At 40.0% G+C, this 24566-nt stretch carries 21 protein-coding genes; 5 read left to right on the top strand and 16 right to left on the bottom strand.

Features of this window, described 5'->3' with window-relative positions:
• Positions 1–36: 36 nt before the first annotated feature.
• The 3 genes from NSQ84_RS08500 to NSQ84_RS08490 all read right to left on the bottom strand — a co-directional run bounded on the left by NSQ84_RS08500 (position 37) and on the right by NSQ84_RS08490 (position 4259).
• Positions 37–945, bottom strand: coding sequence for a 2-dehydropantoate 2-reductase (locus NSQ84_RS08500; protein ID WP_063389532.1), 909 nt, complete (start codon positions 943–945; stop codon positions 37–39).
• 674 nt (positions 946–1619) lie between these two features.
• Positions 1620–2660, bottom strand: coding sequence for a zinc-dependent alcohol dehydrogenase family protein (locus NSQ84_RS08495; protein WP_339212628.1), 1041 nt, complete (start codon positions 2658–2660; stop codon positions 1620–1622).
• Positions 2661–3392: 732 nt separating this feature from the next.
• On the bottom strand, positions 3393–4259 hold the full coding sequence (locus NSQ84_RS08490) for a beta-carotene 15,15'-monooxygenase (RefSeq protein WP_339212625.1): 867 nt from the start codon (positions 4257–4259) through the stop codon (positions 3393–3395).
• 350 nt (positions 4260–4609) lie between these two features.
• Here NSQ84_RS08490 and NSQ84_RS08485 point away from each other — a divergent pair, with 350 nt between their 5' ends.
• On the top strand, positions 4610–6703 hold the full coding sequence (locus tag NSQ84_RS08485; RefSeq protein WP_327873312.1) for a DNA topoisomerase III: 2094 nt from the start codon (positions 4610–4612) through the stop codon (positions 6701–6703).
• Between the two features lie 472 nt (positions 6704–7175).
• On the opposite strand, the gene cspD is transcribed toward NSQ84_RS08485, so the two are convergent.
• Both cspD and NSQ84_RS08475 read right to left on the bottom strand, forming a co-directional pair.
• A complete protein-coding gene (cspD, locus tag NSQ84_RS08480; RefSeq protein WP_063389535.1) occupies positions 7176–7376 on the bottom strand; it encodes a cold-shock protein CspD in 201 nt (66 codons plus the stop codon).
• A gap of 267 nt (positions 7377–7643) precedes the next feature.
• Entirely contained in the window at positions 7644–8084 is a 441-nt protein-coding gene (locus NSQ84_RS08475) for a DMT family transporter (RefSeq protein WP_063389536.1), read from the bottom strand.
• 496 nt (positions 8085–8580) lie between these two features.
• Here NSQ84_RS08475 and NSQ84_RS08470 point away from each other — a divergent pair, with 496 nt between their 5' ends.
• Positions 8581–10002 (top strand): LysM peptidoglycan-binding domain-containing protein, encoded by a 1422-nt coding sequence (locus tag NSQ84_RS08470; protein ID WP_339212620.1) that lies wholly within the window; start codon positions 8581–8583, stop codon positions 10000–10002.
• A gap of 70 nt (positions 10003–10072) precedes the next feature.
• Here the strand turns inward: NSQ84_RS08470 and NSQ84_RS08465 are convergent, their stop codons facing one another.
• The 5 genes from NSQ84_RS08465 to NSQ84_RS08445 form a co-directional block, all read right to left on the bottom strand.
• Positions 10073–13198, bottom strand: a complete 3126-nt coding sequence (locus tag NSQ84_RS08465) for an MMPL family transporter (RefSeq protein WP_339212618.1) — start codon at positions 13196–13198, stop codon at positions 10073–10075.
• Entirely contained in the window at positions 13195–13647 is a 453-nt protein-coding gene (locus tag NSQ84_RS08460; RefSeq protein WP_063389539.1) for a MarR family transcriptional regulator, read from the bottom strand. The genes NSQ84_RS08465 and NSQ84_RS08460 overlap by 4 nt, the downstream gene beginning before the upstream one ends.
• A 400-nt stretch (positions 13648–14047) precedes the next feature.
• Positions 14048–14269, bottom strand: a complete 222-nt coding sequence (locus NSQ84_RS08455) for a hypothetical protein (protein WP_094245728.1) — start codon at positions 14267–14269, stop codon at positions 14048–14050.
• Complete coding sequence (locus NSQ84_RS08450) at positions 14253–14789, bottom strand: RNA polymerase sigma factor (RefSeq protein ID WP_130156574.1); 537 nt, start codon at positions 14787–14789, stop codon at positions 14253–14255. The genes NSQ84_RS08455 and NSQ84_RS08450 overlap by 17 nt, the downstream gene beginning before the upstream one ends.
• The gene (locus tag NSQ84_RS08445; RefSeq protein ID WP_063389541.1) at positions 14773–15150 is read right to left on the bottom strand and encodes a hypothetical protein; all 378 of its coding nucleotides are present in this window, start codon (positions 15148–15150) and stop codon (positions 14773–14775) included. The genes NSQ84_RS08450 and NSQ84_RS08445 overlap by 17 nt, the downstream gene beginning before the upstream one ends.
• A gap of 387 nt (positions 15151–15537) precedes the next feature.
• On the opposite strand from NSQ84_RS08445, the gene NSQ84_RS08440 reads away from it, so the two are divergent.
• Positions 15538–16245 (top strand): DsbA family oxidoreductase, encoded by a 708-nt coding sequence (locus tag NSQ84_RS08440; RefSeq protein WP_144597991.1) that lies wholly within the window; start codon positions 15538–15540, stop codon positions 16243–16245.
• Positions 16246–16808: 563 nt separating this feature from the next.
• Here the strand turns inward: NSQ84_RS08440 and NSQ84_RS08435 are convergent.
• Both NSQ84_RS08435 and NSQ84_RS08430 read right to left on the bottom strand, forming a co-directional pair.
• On the bottom strand, positions 16809–18131 hold the full coding sequence (locus tag NSQ84_RS08435; RefSeq protein WP_063389543.1) for a hypothetical protein: 1323 nt from the start codon (positions 18129–18131) through the stop codon (positions 16809–16811).
• Positions 18132–18236: 105 nt separating this feature from the next.
• On the bottom strand, positions 18237–18839 hold the full coding sequence (locus tag NSQ84_RS08430) for a TetR/AcrR family transcriptional regulator (protein ID WP_063389544.1): 603 nt from the start codon (positions 18837–18839) through the stop codon (positions 18237–18239).
• Positions 18840–18923: 84 nt separating this feature from the next.
• Between NSQ84_RS08430 and NSQ84_RS08425 the strand changes: the two genes are divergently transcribed.
• Positions 18924–19475 (top strand): hypothetical protein, encoded by a 552-nt coding sequence (locus NSQ84_RS08425; RefSeq protein WP_130156567.1) that lies wholly within the window; start codon positions 18924–18926, stop codon positions 19473–19475.
• A gap of 126 nt (positions 19476–19601) precedes the next feature.
• Here the strand turns inward: NSQ84_RS08425 and NSQ84_RS08420 are convergent, their stop codons facing one another.
• The 3 genes from NSQ84_RS08420 to NSQ84_RS08410 are packed head-to-tail and all read right to left on the bottom strand — an operon-like array spanning position 19602 to position 22000.
• Entirely contained in the window at positions 19602–19850 is a 249-nt protein-coding gene (locus NSQ84_RS08420; RefSeq protein ID WP_063389546.1) for a hypothetical protein, read from the bottom strand.
• On the bottom strand, positions 19843–21255 hold the full coding sequence (locus NSQ84_RS08415) for a radical SAM protein (protein WP_063389547.1): 1413 nt from the start codon (positions 21253–21255) through the stop codon (positions 19843–19845). The genes NSQ84_RS08420 and NSQ84_RS08415 overlap by 8 nt, the downstream gene beginning before the upstream one ends.
• Positions 21245–22000, bottom strand: a complete 756-nt coding sequence (locus NSQ84_RS08410; RefSeq protein ID WP_339212616.1) for a prolipoprotein diacylglyceryl transferase family protein — start codon at positions 21998–22000, stop codon at positions 21245–21247. Before NSQ84_RS08410 ends, NSQ84_RS08415 begins: the two co-directional genes overlap by 11 nt.
• A gap of 573 nt (positions 22001–22573) precedes the next feature.
• On the opposite strand from NSQ84_RS08410, the gene NSQ84_RS08405 reads away from it, so the two are divergent.
• Entirely contained in the window at positions 22574–23788 is a 1215-nt protein-coding gene (locus NSQ84_RS08405) for a Gfo/Idh/MocA family oxidoreductase (RefSeq protein WP_339212614.1), read from the top strand.
• A 130-nt stretch (positions 23789–23918) separates the two neighbouring features.
• On the opposite strand, the gene NSQ84_RS08400 is transcribed toward NSQ84_RS08405, so the two are convergent.
• Positions 23919–24494 carry a TetR/AcrR family transcriptional regulator gene (locus NSQ84_RS08400; RefSeq protein ID WP_066246672.1) on the bottom strand — a complete coding sequence of 192 codons (576 nt, stop codon included), beginning with the start codon at positions 24492–24494 and terminating at the stop codon, positions 23919–23921.
• Positions 24495–24566 lie beyond the last annotated feature (72 nt).

Genomic DNA, 24566 nt, shown 5'->3' with positions numbered 1-24566 from the left:
TTGAATCCTTCATGTGTATAGGAATTGTCCATCGGATCATCGATGTGTTTCAAGAAAAAGCAAATTGCTGTACAACGTTTGAAGAACAGGCGTTTCAACACCAATCTGCCGCCCCTTTTTCACGATAAACCCGCACAATGATTCGATTTCCATCCTTTTTCCTTTCAATCGATCTTGCAGCATGGACGGCTTATGCTTCAGAGCTGCTCCTGAATTGGCAAAAGTGCGATGAAACATTTCTTCATCTAATGGAATCCCGATTTTATTGGCTACTCGCATCACTTCTCGGCAAGCATTTTCAGCTGTTTTCCTCAATTCTTTATGCTCCATAATTTCACCGACAGTCGCTTTGGATAAAGCAGCAAGCGGATTGAAGGTTGCATTCCACAACAGCTTTTTCCACTTATCCAGCATGATATCATCTGTTGTTTTTACAAAAATTTCAGCTTGACGAAAAAGATCTGCCACTTTATCGCGGAACGAAATGAGTGATTCATCCAGAGCACCGATCACTAGTTTTGCTCTTCCGCTATGCTTTATGACCCCAGGCTCTTCCACATGTGACGACAGATAGGTTGCAGCTGACAAGAGCCTTTTTCCACCTAAAATTTGAGCGAGCTTTTCTTCATTGTCGACTCCATTTTGCAGCGTCAAAACAACTGCGCGATCATTCTGCAAAGAGGCAATCTGTTCTGCTGTACTTTCCGTGTCGGTTGATTTCACACAAAACAGTATCAGCTCACAATCAGCAAAATCCTCTATTTTATCTGTAAAAACACCGTCTATTGTGAGGAGTTGATCATTCGTTTTAACCACTAAACCTGATTTTTTCATTGCCTCTAAATGCTTGCCCCTTGCAAGGAAAACAACATCATGTCCGGCTTTCTTTAATAAAGCTCCAAAATAGCCGCCGACCGCGCCAGCTCCAGCAACAGCGATTTTCATAACATTCCCCCTTCAATTGAATCAAAAAGCTTATGAATGACAGAATAAACAGAAAATAATGAAATGCAAGTTTTGCACCTCAATTATTAACCTAATCTTTGCATTAATCAAGTGAAAGCATTCGGGACTGAAAAGTCTTGAGTGTTTAAAACCAATAGTAAAAACGAGCCTCCCAAACAGATGATAATCTTGAAATCAATATCAGACTCTAGACTATTATGATTTATTCTATGTTCCATGAAGATTCGCAAAGCGCGCAGACACAAACACTCATAACTTAAAATGACGGCAATGCTATAAAAAAAGAAGCAGAAGTTGAAAAAAGCCTTTCCAAAGTGAACGAACTCCGTGAAATAGCTTCTCTCCCCCGCCGAATCGTTGACTTAGTTTTCGAATAAAATACGCTGAATTTATAAGAGTCTTGTAAACATACAGCTGCTAGCACGTTTTTGCTTTCTTACATTTTACAGTTTATATGAAAAACGAACAGATAGGTTAATCTTTTTCCGCTCCATAATGGTGTTTCTCGCAATCCAATAATGAAGCTTTCTTTTTCTAATAAATTTAAGCATCCATCCAACACACATAACCCCGTTCTAAGTTTAGGACGGGGTTACAATAAAATGGTTTACTTTTTAAGAACAATGCTTCACTTACATCAAGTTTTTTAAAGGTTAATCATTGGATAAAATGACTTTCATCGCTTTTTCTTTAGCCGCATTGCGAAATACTTCGTATGCCTGCAAAATCTGGTCCAGCGAAAAACGATGAGTGACTAACTGTTCCGGTTTAATTTTTCCTGACTGCACCGTCTTTAGCAGCATCGGTGTCGTACTCGTGCTAACTAGTCCAGTTGTGATTTTGACATTGCGAATCCACAATTGTTCTAAGTGCAATTCGACAGGCTTACCATGAACACCAACGTTGGCCAACCGTCCGCCCGGCTTTAGGATTTGCTGGCAGATGTCGAAGGTCACCGGGAATCCGACCGCTTCAATCGCTACGTCAACACCTTTTCCGTCCGTTAGTTCAAGCACTTGCTCAACCGCATTTGTCTTTGAGCTGTTCACTGTCTTAGTGGCACCGAACTTTTTGGACAGCTCCAGACGATTATCGTCAAGGTCGATCATGATGATTTCCGCTGGTGAATAAAGCTGTGCTGTCAACAGTGCTGCCATTCCGACCGGTCCGGCCCCGACAATTGCGATTACATCCCCTGGTTGAACTTCGCCGTTGATTACCCCGATTTCGAGACTTGTCGGAAAAATGTCACTCAACATAACAAGCGCTTCTTCATCGACTCCCTCAGGGATATGATACATGCTTGTATCCGCATATGGAATCCGAACATACTCTGCTTGGGTACCGTCAATCAAATGCCCTAAAATCCAACCGCCTTTTTCACAGTGTGCGTACATCGCTTTTTTACAATAATCGCAGCTTCCACAAGAAGTCACACAAGAAATCAGCACTCTGTCTCCAGGTTTGAAATTGTTGACACTTGAGCCGATTTCTTCTACTATACCAACACCTTCGTGTCCCAATGTCCGTCCGTCAGTTACAGCCGGTACATCTCCGCCCAAAATATGTAAATCTGTTCCACAGATTGTCGTTTTGGTGATTCTTACGATGGCATCTGTTGGTTCCTGAATCGTAGGCTTGTCCTTCTCTCCCCACTCAAGCTTGCCTGGTCCACGGAATATTAGTGCTTTCATCATCATACCTCCTAAATATATTTGTTCGTAAGCTGTCTTCGGTTTCAAATAAAGGCCATGGCGGGTCTAACTAAATTAGATGTTACTAGCGGTTTGTTATCCCAAAGGTATTTTTCCCCTTGCGATCAAGAAATTATTCTGCTCAATAGGTATGTATGATATATATCCCCCTCTCAAGTTAACATAAAGTATCTTGCCGGAAGTTCCCTATCACAGATTGCGTGGGCAACAGGGTCAGGAAAAAGTGTTAGTGAGCGGCGGAAATAAATAATTTTGCCGTTAACTATGTGGCATTTTTTTTAATCCGTCACAATTGGCTCCCCTGAACAACTTCAACTTGTTGCAATTGATGATCCATTGTTGGCCAATCAGCGTTTGTAGCACTTTAACAACGAACGGCTGCAACAAAAAATAGCGATTTATGCCATAAAAAACACTATTCTTACGACAGACAACTTAGCTAGAGCACCACAGCTGCTCACGTTCGTTATTATTATTTTGAAAATTAATACTATTCTCTTAATTAATTTGGCCTTTTGTTATTTTGCCTGAGAAGCTTTTTCTTTCAGCATCTTATAAAACGTATCAGGATGATCCAAACGTAAAGCCACTTTCGAATATGTTTTTTGAAATCCTAAGAAAAGTGTGGCACGGCAAGGATTCTTTAATTCTAAAATCATATTCGGATGTACCGTTTCGAAATCTCTAGCAATAAATTCAATAGTTGTTTTCTTATCTATTTTTTTTCTCTAATTGTTTTTGATCAATGGTAATTGACTCTATGTCATCTAACGACAATACCATTTTTTTTGCTAATCCAAGAGATAAGTACAAGTAATTATCTGTCATTTTCAATGGATTTAAGCGTACTGCCTGTAAGTCGCCGAGAAAAAAGATAATTGAATAAATATTCAAAATAAGCAGCAAAATGGACAACAGCTTGGACTGATCATGCAGCCACCAATGAATTCCGATCGTTTCAATAATAATTGCGTGAATGATCATAATTTGAAATGCCACTATGCTGGAATTTTTATGCAATGTAAAGTATTTTTCACCTTTCGGCGGTCGTTTCTTCCACGACATAAAGGCATAGTAAAACATAAGGAATTCTGATGCTACGATGTGTACAATAGGATGTTTGCGAACTTTTTCTTCAACAGCAGTCGGAAAAGAAAACAACAAGCTGTCATCACTCATGCGGACCTGTCGAATAATTGCAGGCAAATAGCGCAAAAACATGAATAGCAAAGCTAATTCTGACAATACTAACAATCCTTCAATGGCAATACCTATATAAGATATTGCTGCAAATGGCTCAAAGTATTTTGCTGGAATGATAAACCTAGCTAAAATTAATCCTCCTGCCATCCAAATAATAAAACGTTTAACTGAAAAATTCTTTTTATATATTACTGCCATTAAAAGCGGAACAACGATTGCCAAGTCCATTAAAGTGCCAAGGATGACCCATCCCATCTCCTCAGGCAATACCATAATCGACAAAGGCGACCTATATATTAGAAAATTGGAACAAAGCACCAGCACTAATAAGGACAACCATATATACCTTTTTTTATCAAATTGCCAAGCTTCCACAAATCCACCCCTTTTTACCTATATTGTAACAGATTTTAAAATATTTCGTTTTTTATTTTTGTTAATTTTCAAAATTGCCAGCTTTCTCCTTGTCTCTGCTGATTTTAAGAAACGAACATGTTCCTAAATTGAGTGTGATTGATTTCTTGAGGTAATACGAAAGAACTAAATTTGAACATGCATCCTCTGTATGTGAACAGTCAATCATCCCATAGTACAACCTTTACAAGAATTCATTGCCTTAAGAGATATAAAACTGAAACATATTATGCTTTTTCATTCAACTAATGCAAACCTCCCTCCTTTCCGTTATACTTAAAACGTTGTTGATTGAAAGAAAGGAGCATTATATGAAATCTCTCGTTTTAGCTGAAAAGCCGAGCGTTGCACGTGAGATAGCCCGTGTGCTTGGCTGCAAAAAAGAGCATAAATTTCACTTTGAAGGAAGCAAGTATATCGTAACGTGGGCGCTCGGTCATTTAATTGAATTGAAGATGCCGGAACATTACGATCCAAAATATAAAACATGGCGGCTGGAAGATTTGCCAATTATCCCAGAAAAAATGGGGTTAAAAGTAATTAGACAAACGAGCCGGCATTATAAAGGCATAGAACTGTTGGCGAAACGAACGGACATTAAAGATTGCATTATCGCAACAGACGCCGGACGTGAAGGCGAACTCGTTGCAAGATGGATTTTAAAAAAGCTGAACTGGAAAAAGCCGATTTTGCGCCTATGGATTTCATCTCAGACCGATAAAGCCATTCGTGACGGTTTCAAGCATTTAAAACCTGGGAAACAATTTGAAGCATTATATCAGTCTGCTGTTTGCCGTGCTGAGGCAGATTGGCTCATCGGCTTAAATGTGACAAGAGCTTTGACGACGAAATATAATGACCCGCTTTCGGCAGGGCGCGTGCAGACCCCAACCCTTGCCATGATCATGAAAAGGGAAACAGAAATTCAAAAATTTGTACCGAAGCCGTATTGGACGATTCATGCAAAAATCGGTTCCATTCATACCATCTGGGAGCGAAACGGCGAAAAAAGAATTTTTTCTAAAGAAACGGCTGAACATCTATTGGCAAACCTGAATGGTAAAAAAGGTACAGTCATCAAAGTGGAGCGCAAGCAAAAGAAAGAAAATCAGCCGCTTCCATACGACCTAACCGAGCTGCAGCGGGATGCCAACAAGCGTTTCGGATTTTCCGCAAAGAAAACGTTAACGATACTTCAAAAGCTTTATGAGCATTATAAGCTTGTCACATACCCGCGGACAGACTCCCGTTATTTAACTGCGGATATGGAATCGACAATGTTTGACAGGCTTCAGGCAATGGCTTCCGGCTATAAAGACGAAATCCGTTCTCTCCTTTCCAACAAAGGAAAAATTTTATTAAAACGGGTGTTCAATAATGAAAAAGTGACCGATCATCATGCCATTATCCCGACGGAGGAACCGCTAAATATGAGCCAGCTTTCCACTGATGAAAGGAAGCTGTATGATTTGATTGCCCGCCGGTTTTTGGCGCTGTTTTATCCTGCTTACGAATATGAAACCGTCCATGCGGTTTTTGATGTGAACGGAGAAACACTCACTGCAAAAGAGACAATTGTATTGAATAATGGATTTAAAGCCGTTTTAGGGAAGCAGCAGGATGAGCCGGAAAACAGAAACATCCCTGCTTTAGTTAAAGGACAATCTTTTGCTGTTCATCAAGTAGAAATAGAAGAAAAATTGGAAGAACCTCCTCTTCGCTATTCAGAGGCGGACATTCTTACGCAGATGGAAAAGTTCGGACTCGGCACTCCTGCAACTAGGGCGGATATTATTGAAAGACTTATCGAAACAGAAGCGGTTGAGCGAAAAAACGGAAGGTTCTACCCAACGAAAAAAGGTAAACAACTGATTGAACTTGTCAATGATGAACTAAAATCACCTGAGCTGACAGCGCGCTGGGAAAAAGAGCTTGAAGCGATCGCACGGGGAAAAGGAAATCCTGAATTTTTCCTAAACAACATTCGCAAGCAAACGAAACGGCTCGTTAATGAAATAAAAAATAGCGATAGAAGCTACAAAGCACACAATTTAACCGGCTCCATGTGCCCGGAATGCGGCTCCTTTTTAAAAATACGTTCTACAAAAGAAGGACGTTTATTAGCATGTTCGAACATGGAATGCCGCTATAGCAAACGAAAAGATCCGAAGCTGTCCAACCGGCGCTGTCCACAATGCAAAAAACGAATGGAAATCCATAACGGCAAAGCCGGCGTTTACTTCCAATGCCGCCGCTGCAATGTGGTTGAAAAAGCGGAAGAAAAGAAAACGGCAGTCAATAACCGCAAAGATCGGGCTTTAATTCAAAAATACAGCCCGAAAAGCGATTCTTTTGGCACAAGTTTAGGTGATTTGTTAAAACAGGTGTTGGAAGAACAGAAATAAATAAAAAAGCTTCCGGATGCTGCGTTTACGACAAAAAGTTAGCTTGTTTCTATTTAAAAACGGTGTCACGACGAAGCTGGAATGGTATGCAGTTTGTTTCAAATATTTAAAAGGGATTTGTCAAATAAGTCATTTTTTCGGCTTATAGACAAACCCCTTTAATATTTAGAAACGTTCATATCGATGTTTATGATTATAATGGGCTCCACTTTCTGGACAGCTCCTTATCATTCATTAACTACACGCGAATTAAAACGTTATGTACTATTTGTTCCCCCTGCATTTCTAAAAAACTCAAAACAGTCAACCACATATATTCAAAAATGGTCTCCCCTCTTTCGACCTCCCCAATATATTTAAAAATCAAGAATGTTTATACACATGCTGCTTTATCGAACAGTAATCCTCAAGTCGAGATGTTTATAAATTTCTAAAAAAAGCGGCACCTAAATAAGGCGCCACTTTGAAAGGATTAGTTTTTTTGTACGTTTGCCGCTTGAGGTCCGCGTTGGCCTTCGACAATTTCAAATTTAACAGTTTGCCCTTCTTCTAACGTTTTAAAACCATCGCCTTGAATCGCCGAAAAATGAACAAACACATCGTCTCCACCATCGACTTCAATAAATCCAAACCCTTTTTCACTGTTAAACCATTTTACCTTACCTGTGTTCATGCTTTTTCCTCCAAAAAAAAGATTTTACCATTCATTGTTTGTTTTTCATAAGAAAAAAAGCCGCACACTCATGAGAAATGCAGACCATATAAGATCGCCTGCATTTCAATATGAGGTACGACTTATAATGGATCCATGATAAAACGAACTAAATGGCTAATTCATTATAACCAATCAAACATAAAGAGTCAAGAAAATGTAAGAATGTTCTTGACTCTTTAAGGGTGATACTTTATGTTATACGCTGCTTTCCCCTAAAAACAAATCTCATTCACTGCCGCGGTAAAGAAAGAACAGAGCTGTCAGCATTAGCCCGATCCCAATCAGGCGGTTTATGTCTATTCGATTTTTCGGCATTCCAAATAATCCAAAATGATCAATGATGACGCTGATGGCCATTTGACCGATGATTCCTGCAAGGAGCGTTACGGCCACCCCAACCTTCGGAACAGAAATAATGGTAAACGTGACGAACATCGCGCCTAAAAATCCCCCAAGCAAATTCCATTTTGGAACTTGAAACAAATCGGTAATGTGGCCCTTTCCAAAAAATAAAACAAGGAACGCTAAAACCATTGTTCCAACAAAAAAAGAGACAAATGCTCCTTCAACAGCACCGATTTTTTTGCCTAGACTTCCGTTAATCGGCGACTGTATTCCTATCATCATCCCACCCAGTATCGCTAAAAAAATGTAAATCCATTTCATCCTGAACCCTCCCCAGAAATATAATTTCTCTTCTAGCCGCTTGAACTCCTTTACGTAAAAACGTTCTTAAGTAAAAAAGTTGATTTTCTAAAATTTTCATTTTGTAAAAAAAGAAGAGACTTAAAAAAACGGCGCTTTTGTAAAAGCTCTTAAAATGATGAAAGACAACAGAATTTATCAATAAATTTTTGTTGTCTGAAAGTGCAAACCTGCCGTTCGATGAGAATCAAACCCGTTAAATAATTTTCTAGCACCCCCACAGAAAATGATGCTGTAAAGGAGGAGATTAAGACCGATCTATTTGTTTGATGAAGAGCACAACGTTTACAAGTATATTCGGCCTGATGATTAGATCAATTATCCATTAACGACAATTTACTACACTTGTTATATGTAAAGACCTTAAAAAAATTATATTCAGCAAACTATTTTCTCTCATGTCATTTTCTAGATCAACCATTTTCAACATATATATAAACAAAAAAAGGAGGCACTTATGATCATTCATATTATACAAAGAGGAGAGACTTTATGGAACATAGCTGAACGCTACGGTATCAGTCTTTCTGAAATTATTGCTGCAAACAGTCTGCCCGATCCTAATCGATTACTGATTGGCCAATCACTTGTGATTCCCATTGCTTTTCGTCAACATATCGTCCGAGCAGGGGAAACATTATGGCAAATTGCCCAAAAATATGGAGTTGCCGTCGGGTCTATTGTTCAGGCTAACCATATTAGTGATCCTTCAAAAATTAATCCGGGAATGATTTTAAACATTCCGCCTCGCATCCATACTGTGAAGCCTGGAGAGAATTTATCGCAAATTTCTCAAATTTACCGTATATCCGTACAGGAAATTGCCAAAGCCAATCGAATTCAAAATCCCGACCTTCTTTATCCGGGGACAAGATTAACGATTCCTTTTGTAAAACCAGTCATTGACGTAAATGCATATACGATCCATGCAGGCGAAGAAGGAGGCAAAGAAGTTCGAGAAGCTGGCAGCTTTTTAACATACGTTTCTCCATTTGCCTATATCATCCGGGAAGACGGCGGACTCGATGCAATAAACGACACAGCGATTCTTCAAGCTGCTTTAACAGAACAAGTGATACCAATGATGAGCATAACAAATTTTACGTTCAGGGACCCCGGGTCACGGCTGGCTCATGCCATCCTTTCAAATACGGAACTGCAAGATCGTTTATTGACCACCATTATAAACACTATGAAAGAAAAAGGTTATCGTGGATTAAATATTGATTTTGAAAATGTATTTCCTGACGATCGTGAGTTATATAATCAATTTTTACAGCGCGCCGTTGATCGATTGCATAAAGAAGGATATTTTGTTTCGACCGCGCTCGCCCCTAAAACGAGCGCAGAACAAAAAGGAATATTATATGAGGCACACGACTATGCCGCACACGGCAGAATTGCAGATTTCGTTATTTTAATGACATACGAATGGGGTTATAGGCTTGGACCTCCTCAGGCGATCTCTCCGCTTAATCAAATCAAACAAGTGCTAGATTATGCTGTAACCGTCATTCCAAGAAATAAAATCTTTATGGGCTTCCAAGTATATGCTCGTGACTGGCTCCTTCCCCATGTTCAAGGTCAGGAAGCAGAAACATTCGATATGCAAGAAGCGATTCGTCGAGCAGTTCAACATGGTGCTGTGATACAGTATGATCGAACATCTCAATCTCCGTTTTATCGGTATGTGGATGAACAAGGCCGTACGCATGAGGTCTGGTTTGAAGACGCGCGCAGCACCCGGGCAAAATTTGATGCGGTAAAGGATTACGGTTTACAGGGAATTAGTTATTGGGTACTTGGCTATCCGTTCCCGCAAAATTGGGTATTACTTGAAGACAATTTTCAAGTGCGGAAATTCCGTTCAATTCATTGATAGCAGAAGTCTCTCATAGCACAAATGAAAATAAGGGAACCTACGCACAAAGCGTATGTTCCCTTCTCGCTTATTCCTCTTTCATAAACGGCCACCAGTTCGCTTTACCAAACATTTTGACCATCACCGGTACAAATAGCGGCAGTACAACAAGAGCATATAAAAATAATCCTGTTAAAACAATTGTGGCAATTTCGAGCAGCGACAGCACACCGGACGGAAGCATCGCCGCAAATGTTCCGCCTAAAATGACCGCGGCGGAAATAATGACCGTTCCCATATGACGCATAGCTGAAAGCATCGCTTCTGTGACAGGCAAATCTCTGTATTCGTTGAAGCGGTTCATAAGGAAGATGCTGTAATCTATGCCAAGCGCAATTAAAATGACAAATGAGAAAAATGGAACTGCCCAGTTCAAACCGTCGTATCCAAGAAGGCGAACGAAAATGGCTTCTGACACCGCCATTGATGTGTAATACGTTAGAATAAGCGATAAAATTAAATAAATGGGCATGACAAAAGAGCGCAGCAATGCAATTAATATAAGAGCAATCCCTATCAGCATCAATACAACTGTGCGGGAGTAGTCGTTTGCTGAAATCTCGTTCAAGTCGGAGTAAATGCTAGTAACCCCGTCATAGGCAATTTTCGCATTTTCAAGCTTCGTGTCTTTTACGGTAAACTCCACCGCTTGTTTGACCTCAGTAAGCTGATCCATCGCTGAAGTTGAATATGGATTTTTCTCGAAAACAACATCAATGGTTGTCACTTTGCCGTCATTCGATAAGTAAGCTTCTTTCGCATCCGCAAATTCTTTGCTTTCAAGCACTTCCTTCGGCATGTACCAGCCTGCCATTTCCTGATTTGAAGAAGAAAGACCAGATAAGTAATTTTCGGCAGAACCGAGACCATCGGCTACTTGATTTAGACCATCCACGCTTTTGTCAAGGCCTGAAATCAGCTGATTCATTTGTCCATCCAGCTGAGAAAAACCTTGCAGCAATTCCTCCTGTCCATTGTTGACTTGGCTTAAGCCGTTAGACAGCTCCGGCAATTTTGAAATGATGGTTTGCTGTCCAACCGCTGCTTTATTCAACCCTTTTTGCAGCTGATCAAGCCCGTTGATGAGCTCTCCCATTCCATTAACGAGCGCTTTTTGACCTGAAAGTAATTCAGAATATGAACGGTTCGCCTGCTCTATTCCATTTGTCACTCGCTGAAGCGCTCCGTTAATTTGCTGAAATCCGCTTCTCATTTGTTTTGCTTGTTCACTAAGCTGGGAAGCTGCCATTTTTACCTGTTGATACTCAGCATCCTGCTGAAGCTGCTGATGTCGTTGTTCGATGCGGTTTAAAGATTCACTCATGCCGGATAAATGTGTTGACAATTGACCGAGATGTGATTCCATCTGTTGATATTGTTTCAGCAATGAATATAGACTGCTTCCGGCTGTTTCGTATCCTTTCAAAAGCTGTTCTGCGCCGGATTGCAGCTTTTTCGCATTGTTTTGAACGGTCTCAAGCCCTTTCTTTATGTCACCGGCCCCCATTGATCCGCTCTCGATCCCCTGTTTAACTTGCGAAAGCCCTTTTTCAAGTTCACCGACGCCTGCTTTTAATTCATTTGTTCCGGAAACGAGCGCTTCAATACCGTCTGTAGCTTGTTTTAATTTCGGAGATGATGCAGAAAGCTCTTTGCTCGCTTCATTCAAACCGGAGCTGATTTGTTCAAGCCCTTCATTTCCCTGACCAATTCCGTCTTTCAGCGTTTTCGCCTGTTCTGTCACAAATAATTGGTCGATCTGTTCGCCTGTCGGTCTCGTTACTGAGCGGACCGTCTCGACACCTTCAACTTTTTCGATGCTTCTGCTTATTTTTTCAATTAAAGCAAAATATTCCGTCCTATTCATGTTGTCATCATTTTTGATCACAATTTTTGTCGGCATCGCTTCGCCTGGGTTGAAGCTTTTCGAAATAATATTAAAAGCCTTGACAGAGTCGTAATCATCCCCGATTTCTTGAAGGGAATTAAACGACAGCTTGCCGTCATAGGAAAGCAGCACTGGGAGGGTAATGATTCCTACGATGATTAAAGAAACAAGCGGTCTGGTGAACGAAAAACGTCCTGCAAAGTCCCATAGCTTGCTCTGTTTATGTTCCAGATTTTCTTTAACTGGCCAAAACAACACCGGGCCAAGCACAGCCATGAAAAACGGAACAAGCGTCATAAGTGCTACCAGCAGGATGGCGACTCCGACAGCGACTGCCGCAGCCGATTGATAAAGCTTAAATGATGACAATCCGATCGCCGCAAAGCCGATCATAACGGCTAAACCGCTGAAAAACACAGTTTTTCCTGCCGTGCGATAGGTTGTTATAATCGCTTCAGTTCGGCTTTCTTGTTTGCCAAGCTCCTCTTTAAAGCGGCTTAGCAGTAAAATGCAATAATCTGTACCGATCCCGAACAAAATGGCGACCAAAAATGTTTGCGTAAAAGTGGACAATGGAAAATTCACCATTTCAACTAAAAAGGCGACAATTGACTGTGATGCCAAATATGTAATGCCGACTGTCAAGAGCGGCACAAATGGTGCTATAAGCGAGCGGAAAACGATCAGCAAGACGATCAAAATAAACACGACTGTTATGCCTTCTGTTTTTTTCACTCCTTCCTGCGAGCTGACAATAACGTCTTCATCGATGATCCAGCTGCCGGTATAATAATGCTCCAATGAAATATTATCGATCACTTTATAAAGAGCGGATGTCATTTCTTTTGCCGTTCTTCCGTCTCTTTCCATTTGTATTGACGTCAAGATGGTGGTTTTATCTTTTGAAACAAGCTGATCCTTTAACTCCTCTTGATGAAAAGGCGAAACAATTTCTGTAATCCGTAAATTCTCGCTGTGTTGTTCAAGCTGTTTTACAGCTTGTTCCGCTTCTTTCCAATCTTCCTTTGTCAGCCCGTCCTCATTATGCAGCACAAGGGCGACTGATATTAGATCTCCTGAATGCTCTTTGCTCTGAATTTCTTTTAAAATGTCATTCGCGATCGAAGAGGAATAACCTTCCGGAACCGTAATTTGCCCTTTTTCGCGCACAAGCTCCTCCATGTTTGGCGATGTAAAGAGCAAACCAATAACAGCGACAAGCCATAAAATGAGTACAAACCATTTTCCTTTCAGGATTGCCCTCATGACTCAACCTCCAGTTCAAGCAATACGTTTGCCAATTTTTCATAGGTTTGAATAAATGATTCGATCTCGTCCTCCGAAAATTTTGTTATGAACGATCCTACAACTTTATGAACTCTCTCTTCTGTGCTTGCAAACAAATTGCTCCCTTTTTCAGTCAAAGCCAAATAAATGACCCTCCTGTCTTTTTCATCGCGAATTCGCTGAACAAATCCTTTCTCAACAAGCCGATTAATCATCGCTGTGATCGCGCTTTTGTTCACTCGAAAAACATTAGCTAGTTCTGTTGAAGTGCACCTTTCCTTTTGATGGATATAGCGCAAAAGATAGTGTTGTTCGTTTGTGATATCTGGATCAATTTCACATTTCACAAGTTCCTCCGCTCTTTTCGTCACAATGAACGAAACCTTAATATACCGTTCGATCAATTCATCTATTTTTTTTCGATCCATTGTCTGCCCCCTATTTTAAATAGTTCAACTATTTAACTATTAAATCATTTAACTATCAACCTGTCAATCAATTTGTATGAAAATTGGCAAACTTCCTCTTCTTCAAACGCGTGAAAGGTGCATTCCAATAAATGAAGGCTTCTCTAACGTGCTGAACGCTAGTTTCCATTCTCTAAAATATGTTCTTCGCATAGAAAAATGTTGTGTGAGCTAAGCTTTTATACTGTAAAAGATCCGCGTCACATAAAAACAGATTCGCCGAGTTAGCAGTCAGGACTGTCCGTTGCACTCTCAATGCTTTCGTTATAGAACTGAGAAGCTCCTGTTTCAAGTGTCAGTTAAACGGCGAGCAATTGATGGAAAAAGGGATCAACCTGCAAAGATGATCCCATCCATCGGTTCACAAAATCATCCAAACCGAAACAGCTAGCGAAACAACAATTGGAATAACCTGAATACATACCATCCCTTTAAAGGTGATTCGTTCTTCAGGAATCGGAAATGAAGCCTTTTCACACAGCCAATTAGCAAGCTTCTCCATTTTTGACTTTTTCATTGGAAAATCCGGTACTTCCACTGTATATTTTTTTAATAATTTATCAATTTCACGATCCTTTTCCATCAGATTCGATCCCCCATTCTTTCCTCATTTTTTGAACCGCTTGATACAGCCTTGATTTCACCGTGCCCAAAGGTATGTTTAAGATGCGCGCAATATCCTTTTGTGACAGATCATGATAATAAAACAATACGATAACGGCCCGCTGTTCGTTTGAAAGCGATTGAAGCATCCGCTCGACCTCCATTTTTTCATCGGAACGGGATATGTTGACAGGCTCTTTATATAAAAACGGAAGAAGACGGTGCCACCTTGCTCTCATTTTTATTTTGCTGATCATCGTATGATAAGCAATTTGAAAAAGATATGTCTTCAGCCTCCCTTTTTCAGGGGAAAAGTAATGCTTTTTTTGCTGCAGCTTCAAAAATGCATCTTGAACGACATCCATGCTAAGCTGGTCGTCCCGTGTACAACGGTAAATAAAGCGGAAAAGCGGTGCTCGATATCGTTCATAAAGCTCGTTCAAAGCTTCCGTATCACCGTTTTGAAATTTTTCCATCAGCTTTTCATCTGTTAAATTCATCTGACCACCGCTCTTTAATTCCTTTGAACACATACAGGATTCTTCCGATGAACCAAAGAAACGTCATTAAAGTAAACATAAACGATTGATGAAGGAAAAATTGAATGACAGGACTGTTAATGTTATCTCCCCTTATTAGAAAGATAAAGAGTCCTGTGAGGCAGCAAAATGAATAAATTGCGGATATAACCGTAATCGTATCCCAACGGGTCCAATAGAAATAAAGATCGGTTTTTTTAAAATCAATGTTTCCCCATCGATCCCGAACGACCTTTTTATTTAAAGAAGCGATCGAAACACCGAAAATCGTTCCGATGATTCCGCCTACAATTGAACTGATTACCCAGCCGGTTACAGGCATAATTGTCATCTCCTTTCCCATCATTCATTTGTTTATACAAATCGTGAAAGGAAAAAGTTCATTTTTCTCCGTAATTTTTTAATAAAAAGGCTTCAGGTTGATTTCATCTGTAATATTAACAAAATCGCTGTTAGTTCTAATGTTTCGCTGGCCGTTTTACATGAAACGCTCCGATTCCATTCCGTTGATCAACATTTTACATCTTCTTGCAGATAAATCTCACGCTTTTTTCGCAAACGTCATAGGTCCGAAACAGATTCAATCATTTTAATGTTTTATGAAAAATGAAGTTTTCCTGTTTCTTTCTGTCAAGTCGAAAAAGTTGAAGTTGTTTCTTTTCATTCGATACAATGGATGTGCGATTGATTCATAAAAGAAGGTGAAAACATGAAAATTGAAATATGGTCTGATTATGTTTGCCCATTTTGCTATATCGGAAAGCGGCGTATGGAAAAAGCGCTCGAGCTGTTTCAGCACAAGGAGCAAGCAGAAATCGTGTTCCGCAGCTTTGAGCTTGATCCAACCGCCAAAAAGGAATACGATCTTTCCATCCATGAAATCATTGCTCAAAAATACGGCATTTCCGTTGAGGAAGCGAAGCGGGCAAATAACGATGTTGCCAAACAGGCAGAGTCCGTCGGATTGACATTTCGCTTCGAGGAAATGAAGCCAACAAATACGTTCGATGCCCATCGATTAGCGAAATATGCAGATAAAAAAGGGAAAGGAAGAGAAATGCACGAACGGCTCTTTTATGCTTATTTCACTGAATCGAAATTAATCAGTGACCATCAAGTTTTAGTTGAACTCGCAGAAGAAATAGGCTTGGATGGCGACGAAGTCAAGCAAGTGCTTTCAAGCAGTCAATTGGAAGAGGAAGTTAGAAAGGATGAACAGGAAGCCTCACGTCTCGGTGTCAGAGGTGTGCCGTTTTTCGTCATCAACCGCAAATATGCCATTTCTGGGGCGCAGCCAACAGAAGTATTTTTGAAAAGCTTTCAAAAAATATGGGATGAAGAAAACTCTTCTTCGCCGCTCAAACCACTGGCAGCTGATGGCGGAGGACTATGCAACGATCAGAGCTGTGAAATGTAATTCGTCCTGACCGCAAATGGGCAGGAGAAACAACGGTCATCAAAAACGACGTGTCCTCCTTTTGCATTTCTTTCAGTTCATGACGATCTGTCAATTGCTCACATCGCAAAGTTTGTTTAATTTATTTACTTAAATTCGTTTGTTAACACATATGAAAGAACCGAATCGTCAGGTTATCAATGTTTACATCCTTTGTTACATTGACTAACCTTCCCAAGTTTTCTTTAGAGGAACAATTCTTACTTTACTCCTCAAACTATGAAATTTAGGCGGTGCGGCCGCTCATTATGTCTTCATAACGGTGATGAATCGTTTAACTATTTTTCTTGTTGATCTGCTATTCCTTTTTTCTTGAATGATGCAAAGACCTTTCCATTTTATTACACTTGCACCCGAAATAAAAAAATCCACGTCAAAGTCCTAGAGGTAAAATACTGGGATTTTGACGTGGATCTCCATTTTCCCTTCAAATTTATGAATTTTCCATCCATCGCAACATTGTAAATGATTTCAAAGAACGGACTTTTTTCCATTTAATGTTTGATTATCCATTTCTTCATAAATTAAATTCTCGCTTCAAAAATGACCGCCTCTTGATCAAATTTCATATCCAATAGACCCTCTGTTTTATTTATAAAAGAGTTCCAATTGTTGATAAGATTATTGTAAGTAAATGGATAATACGCATGATGCGCCGACCAATCATTTTGAAAAAACATGTCCCAGTCGTTTTTTGAGGAATGATAACGGACAAGATCATTCCAATTCGCATCATTTGTTTTTTGTTCATATGAAACGTAAGCAGACGGAATAATATGCAAAAAGACATGATCTATATTTTTTTCTTTTGCGTGCCTTCTCATGCTTGAAATAATGTCATCGATGATTTTCGAATCAAGTATGGAATAAGCCCTTTTGCTCCGTCCATATGCTTCTTCCCTCTTTTCCTCCTGGAAGCGGTTGTATGATTCAATCGTTTTTTGGATATATGAATGGTATACATGCTCAAGGTTGCCGCGCATTTTTTCAGACAATGGTGTATGAAGCAATGCTTCCAGCTTCATCCCTAATAATCCGAGTTCAATCCCGATTTGTTCTTCGCTTTTTGCAGCCGTATAGCCATGTTCTGTTCGGACCGCTTCTTGATAAAAGGACCCAGCCGCTTCAAAATCATATATTGTATAATGATCGCCGGTTTCTAAAGCGCTTTCCTTCTGTAAAAATTGTTGGCGGAGCGCCTCCAACTTAAAAGTATGGTTTCCCCTTAACAGCTGTTCACCATCCGTTCTGTCGATTGGGGCATAATCCTCATGCTTGCGTAAAAAAGATGTATATTGTTCGATGCGCTGTTCATAAGCTTTTAAAATATCGTTATACATCTCCTCTTTCACGTCTGGGAGACCATGCTTCACAAAAAAGCCGCCAACTGATTTTGAAAAAGAATCAGCTAACTGTTGGATGCTTTGTTGAAAAAAATGATCGAGTTTGTCGAGCCGCTCTTTTCGTTGTTCACCAAAAAAATTTTCTTCAATCCAGTTTTTTAAATAAACATATTCTGAAGCTAGATCATCAATTTTTTCACCGAGGCGGTCAAAACGCCCAAATCCTGCCCGCCCCCTTGCTTTCGCGTAGAACTTAGTTGATTTCCAAGGAACGATTAGAGCGTTTGACTTCCCCCTTTTTAACGTGATTGTTTTCAGAACAGATCCGTGTGCCAGCGCTTCCTTCCTCAAATCTTTTATGTTGTCCTTTTCTGATTGGGCCCCAAGATTGGATTCATATATTTTTTCGACAATAGACTGTTTTTTCTCATGTTCTTTCAATGATTGCTGCAGAGCCACAATAGGTGCAAAACTGAATTGATCTGTGTAATAAAGCTGAACCATTTTTCCACCTCCTTTTATATCAGAAGCTAGAAAGGATTCCTAAACTTTCATTTTTTTGCGGATGCGAGTTTGTTTGATTTATATTCTTAGTTTCGACGGAAACCATTATAAAACCTCTTGTTTGCACAAAGATTTTAAGTGACTGTCCAAAATGGATTCGATCATCTCATTAGATAAATATTCCGGATGCATTAATCCATGAATGGCCAAGCCATCGATCAGCGCATACAGACGGTCCACCTCCAGCTCTACATTGATATTCGGCCGCGCAAGATCAAGTTTGACTAAAGTCTTGATGACCTGTTCAAATCCATAACGCATTTTAAGATATACTTCTTTGCTTAAAGGCTGAAGTTCCGGCTCCGAAAGAGCTTTCTGGGTAAAAGCAAACCATACCTCCATTTCTTTCTTTGTATCATCTTCAAGCGGCAAAACCTCCCGGATCATCCTTTTCATTGCATCAAGCGGCGGCATAGAAAAATCAATTTCGTTAATTCGTTGACTCACCCTTTCCGACACCAATTTCATTGCAAATGACAGCAATTCTGCTTGAGTTGAAAAATAATGTCTTAATGAACCAACGGAAACTCCTGCTTCTCTCGCAATATTGCGAACGGTTGCTTTTTCCATCCCGCCTTTCGCAATGACATTCCATGTCGCTACAGCAATTTTTTCTCTTTGTTTTACGTGATCCACTTTTTTCGGCATATTTTTATTATATCATGGTTGTTTTTTTAATACACTTGTGTTAAATTTTTATTTAATACGTGTGTTTTAAAAAGGAGTGGAATCATGATCGGTTGGCTCATTGTCATATGCGAAATTTTGTTTTGGATATTTGTCGGCGCCGGATTATTCGCCAGATATATTCTAGGCTGGAAAAAAATCGGGTCGCTCCTTCTATTGTGTACGCCTCTTATCGATCTTGTTTTAATCATCGCAACGGTTTTCGATTTGAAAGACGGCGCAACAGCTCATTTTGTACACGGATTGTCTGCTGTATATATTGGGGTATCGGTTGCATTTGGCAAACGGATGATTCAGTGGGCGGATGAACAGTTTGCTTACCGATTTGCTGGAGGAAAGCGGCCAAATAAACGGCCTCAATTCGGAAAACAGCATGCTGCTTATGAACGGAAAGGCTGGTACCGCCACCTTCTAGCATGGATTATTGGGAATGCCCTTCTCCTGTTCATGGTTCTTTTTGTCAACGATTTCCAGAAAACAGAAGCACTTTTATCATTTTCGGCAAAATGGACGTTCATCCTGTTTATCGATTTTTTATGGAGCTTCAGCTATACAATATGGCCGAAAAAAGAGGCGAAAGGGCATTATGAAAGTTAAAAATGTAATCCTATAATTTGACCATTTTCCCCTAGATTAGCGCTACAGAGCTTGTAGAGAAGGACAATATTTTTCTCTACAAGTTTTATTTACAGCTTTTTATACCATGTTTGTAAACTCTTTACGTTAGTACCATCCCATCATAAACACTCCGAAACATGCTGTATTCACTAAAAACGTAATCCCAGCTGCGATCAGTATTCCTTGAGCAATCGCTGTTTTTCTTTTCATTAAGGCGATCACCACTGCTGGAATGATATAAATCACCTGAACAAAACCGATAAAAAAGATCGTAATCGGAAAAATCAACAATAGCCCATGTAAAAGAAGCACAATACCGATGCCTTTCCAAATGTCTTTTGTATGCTCATTCATGCGCAGTCATCGCCATTTCTGTTTGAATTTCTTTCAGCCGGTTTTCAAGGCTGTCCCTATAAAACAAGTTATACGTGTCAAACGGAATGATGCGGCCGTCGTGATGTACAATATGAACACAGGATTTTTTAACTGAACGAACATCAAAGTTATAAGCATCTAAAAATTGCATAATAATTACACGAAACACATTGTTATAGCTGATATTTTCCGGTATCGCTACTTTCGGCAGACAGCATAATAAATCTTTTAGTGACATCGCGGAAGAGCCGGGAGAATGATTTAAACTGAATAGCTCAAAAACTTTATGTTTCAATTGTTCATCCTGTTCAAATACGATCGTATTTTGATCTCCTTCAAGGAGAATATGCGGATCGATCATACCCGTCAGAGGCTTCACTTCCCCGTTTAACTTCAGCGCATACCCCATAGCCAAACAGTCAGGATGGCAAGGGACGGGAATAATATCGTCTGCTTGAAAAACCTCCGATTGCTCGATAATCATGCTGCGAACTTCGCTCAACGTTAATCGGTCAGTTGCAGGGTTAAAATTTTTTGTTCTTCCGGCAATTTGCACCGGCTGAAAGGTGACTCCCCTGACTGCCTGCTGCGAAAGACCGTATTTAATGATTTTTCCGACCTCCTGATCGTTTACACCCTTTTTTAACGTGACAACTAATGTTGTGGAAATGTTGTATTCATTTAAATGTTCTATTGCCTTCTCTCGGACTGCACGCAAATCTACTCCGCGCAGATCGATTAACGCCTCTTTTTCAAAACTGTCAAACTGCAAATAAATTTCAAATCCGGGCATGTAGCGAGCCAGCTTTTCAGCAAATTTTTTGTCCTGGGCAATTTTAATTCCGTTTGTATTCACCATTATATGCTTAATTGGCTTCGATTTCGCCATTTCTAATATCTCGAAAAACTGTGGATGGATCGTTGGTTCACCGCCGCTGATTTGAACGATATCCGGTTCCCGCTCATTTTTCACAATCGCATCAAACATCTTCTCAATTTCCTCTAGTGGGCGCCATTTCTGTTTTTTCGGGGAAGACTCCGCATAACAGATCGGGCATTGCAAATTGCACTGATCCGTAACTTCCACCAATGCCAAGCAGCTGTGCTGCTCGTGATCCGGACATAAGCCGCAATCATACGGGCACCCGTATTGAATGGAGGTATTCCAGCGATACGGCATTTCTGCACGCTTCAAAAATTCACGGCATTTTTTGTAATATTCGATATCGGTTGAGATCAATACTTTTTCTCTTCCATGATGACGGCAATGTTTTACTAAAAAAACTTGATCATTCTCAAATATGACTTTTGCTTCCGTTTTCCGCAAACATTTCGAACAAATGCTGTTCGTTAATTCATAGAAAATGTATGGTCTATTTGGCATACTGAAATTTCTCCCTTCTTTTTTTCCTTATAAGGAACAAATAGTACATCAATCCGACGAAAGCTGCTAACTGAATGTTGTTTAACCCAAAATACGGGTGAGGTGTCGGCTTGATAAAATCAATAAAAAAGCGAAACAGCAAATAGGAAACCATAAAAAACTGGAACAGAAACCCTTCCCACGGAGATGTTTTCTTTTTTCTTATGTATAGAACGAAAAAACCGATCAGCCATAAATAGACAATTTCATATATTTGAGTTGGATGTCTCGGCACGCCGTCTCCAAAATCAACACCCGTCACCCAAGTCGTTGGGATGCCGTGCGTATGGTCTGAGAGGCCGGTGAAAAAACAGCCTATCCTGCCAATGCTCATGCCAATAATAAGCGGTAAGACAAAATCATCGCCTGTCGAGCGCTTCCAGCCGATTAGCTTTTTTGCGGTTTCAACTCCGATCAATCCTCCCAGCAATCCACCGACGATCGTTTTCCCGGCCATTAAATAGTTGAGATTCGTCACATTTTTCAGCGTTTCAACAGGATTTTCAAGCCAATACAGGAGCTTTGATCCTAACGCAGCCCCGGCTATCGCACCGATCACGACCCACATCGCCTTATCAAGCGGAATTCTTTCTTTATTTCTCGTATGCAAGTAAACTCTGAAACCGACAAAATAAGCCAAAGTCTCAAAAAATAAATGCGGATGAATCGAAACAGGACCCAAATGTATATAAATCGGAAAATCCATTTTACACCTCTTTTTTCAAAACCTTACTTTCATCATATCAAAAAATATGAATTTATTGTTTTAATATTTTAAACATTACAAAAAATTTCGTTGCAGCAGTTATATTTTTTCCCCGTCTCAACTAAACTAATGGAAGCGCCGGCAAATATTTTCGAAAGCTGATTTTTGTTCAACAAGCTTAGCATCAATAAGTGATTCCAAACTGTCCGCATCAGCCCATTTGCAGAAAAGCTATATTTTCTAATGTTTATAATCAAGGCAGATTGGATTTTTCCGGAAGCAAATCCCGAATTTCCTTTGAATCATGATGGCAATCGCTTTTGCATACAAATAAATAATTAAAAGTTATTTGTTAGGAATCGTTGTTTGAGCAGGTTTCCTAGATTTGATTCAACGATCATTCTGTCATTTCCTTGCTCTCATTCACGCAAATCTTTCAAACTTTTTTTACACTTAACAGAATCGGTTTTGAAAAATATACATCCTACTAATTGTGCAATTCAAAATTTACGAGACTATATTTTCGTTTATAATGAAGTTGTCAAACTCCATAACGTAAAGGGGGAAAACACCATGTCTGGCAAGATGAAGACTTACCGAGTGGGGATCGCAGGTGCGGGCGCTTTTGCCACTTTTTTGTCCGGTGCGCTTGCACGGCTGCCTGAATTTCAATTGACAGCTGTCGCAGGAAGGACGGATACAAAACGGGAGAGCGTGATGGCTGCTTTTCAAAAACAGAGACATAATGCGATAACGCCAAAAGAATATTATGAGGCAGCCGACCTTATAGCCGATCCTGAAATCGATATTGTCATTTTAGCAACACCGCCCCATCTTCACTCCTCACTTAGCCGACTGGCTTTAACACACGGAAAGCATGTCTTGTTAGAAAAACCTGGTGCCCTTTATGCCAAGGAACTTTTGGAAAATGCGAACTATGCAAAAAAACAAAAGCGTGCATTCGCCGTGAACCTTGTATTGCGTTACAATCCGCTAGTAGAAGCTGTTGAATGGATCGTCCGCCATCGGCTGCTTGGATTCGTGCATCATGCAAGTCTCACCAACTCGGCTCATCACGTCGCCAATGGCCATTGGTTTTGGAATGATCAACTAAGCGGAGGCATTTTTATTGAACATGGAGTTCATTTTTTTGAGGTCGGTCGCCACTTACTCGGAGAAGCGGTCGATGCGAACGGTTTTGCTCTGACGGAGGAAAACGGTGAAAAACAGCGTGTTTGGGCAAGCGTTCTTCATAAACCAGTTTATCAACAAGACGAAAAAAGTTCGGGAAACAACATATATTCTTTAGTTCCTGTTCAATATTACCACGGCTTTACGATGGATCCTGACGCACCGGAATCGACAAAATGGGAAATTCATTGCACTCATGGACGGATTGTACTTGAAGGATGGATTCCCCAAAAATTATATTTAGAGGGCAAAATCTCAAAAGAACAGGGCGAGCTGATCGATCAAATACTAGACAGCATACCGAAAAAACCGGTAGAAAACGCTGTTGAAAAAGTACGCTCTTCAGCCTTTCATTGTTTCAAAAATAAATCGTTCCCGCTTAAAGCACTATCCAGCATTTCATACGAACGGACAATCAAATTGGAGCAGCGGCAATTGTGGTATGAGGCAATGGTCCAAGACCGTTTCCTTGATTTTTGCCGAATCATTGAAGAAGAAGGATGGGAAGGATTTGTTACAGCTGAAGACGCCGTGAAAGACTTAGAACTGGCAAATCGTGTAACGTTTAATAAAACGGAGCAGCCGCTAACCGAATAAATTGGTTAGCGGTTTTAAATAGCATTTTATCCAATGGAAAACGACTGATCTAATCTCGTTTTTTTATTTCGCATATACACTAATGCGAAATGATGTTAACGTCATTCCAGCACCTTTCATGTTCCTCCTTTTAATTTTTATTCAAAATCCCCTCTAAGAACAAAAGGGACACTTGGTCCGCAAGTTCATTTTCTGTTTTTTCTCCTGTCATTACATATCGTTCAATAATGTGCTCGATCACTGAGAGAAATGCTTCACCGGCAAATTGAGTGTCAATTTCCGTTTTAACAATTCCAAGTCTTTGATTGTTGCTCATATTTGCTGCTATTTTTTCAACAATGATGCTTCGTAAACGATCATCTTTGTTCTCCCTGAGTGCAACTTTCGTTAAGTGAGGATTTTTTCCGAGAAACTTCAGAATGTCAGCGATTGTCTCACGGACATGGTCTTTCACTTGCTCCGGTTGTATATCAGCCACTTTTTTTCCTGCATCACTAAAATGAATTAACTGCTTTTCAAAATCTTCAAGCATTTGTTCGAAAATTTCTTCCTTGCTGTTGAAATAAAGATAAAAAGCTGCCTGCGTGAGCCCTGCTTTTGCCACAATATCGCTGATCTTTGTAGCATGAAAACCTTTATGAGCGAACAGCTCCGCAGCAGCTTGAAATATTTTCTTTTTGCTCTCTTCTCCTTTATTTCTCGCCATAAAAATCACCCTTTTTTATACAACTAACTAATTAGTTAGTTGTTATTGTACATGATATTGCTTTTACGATCC

It is taken from the genome of Aeribacillus sp. FSL K6-3256 (assembly GCF_037965805.1).
Taxonomy (GTDB): Bacteria; Bacillota; Bacilli; order Bacillales; family Aeribacillaceae; genus Aeribacillus; species Aeribacillus composti.
This window is presented reverse-complemented; position numbering and strand designations above follow the sequence as displayed.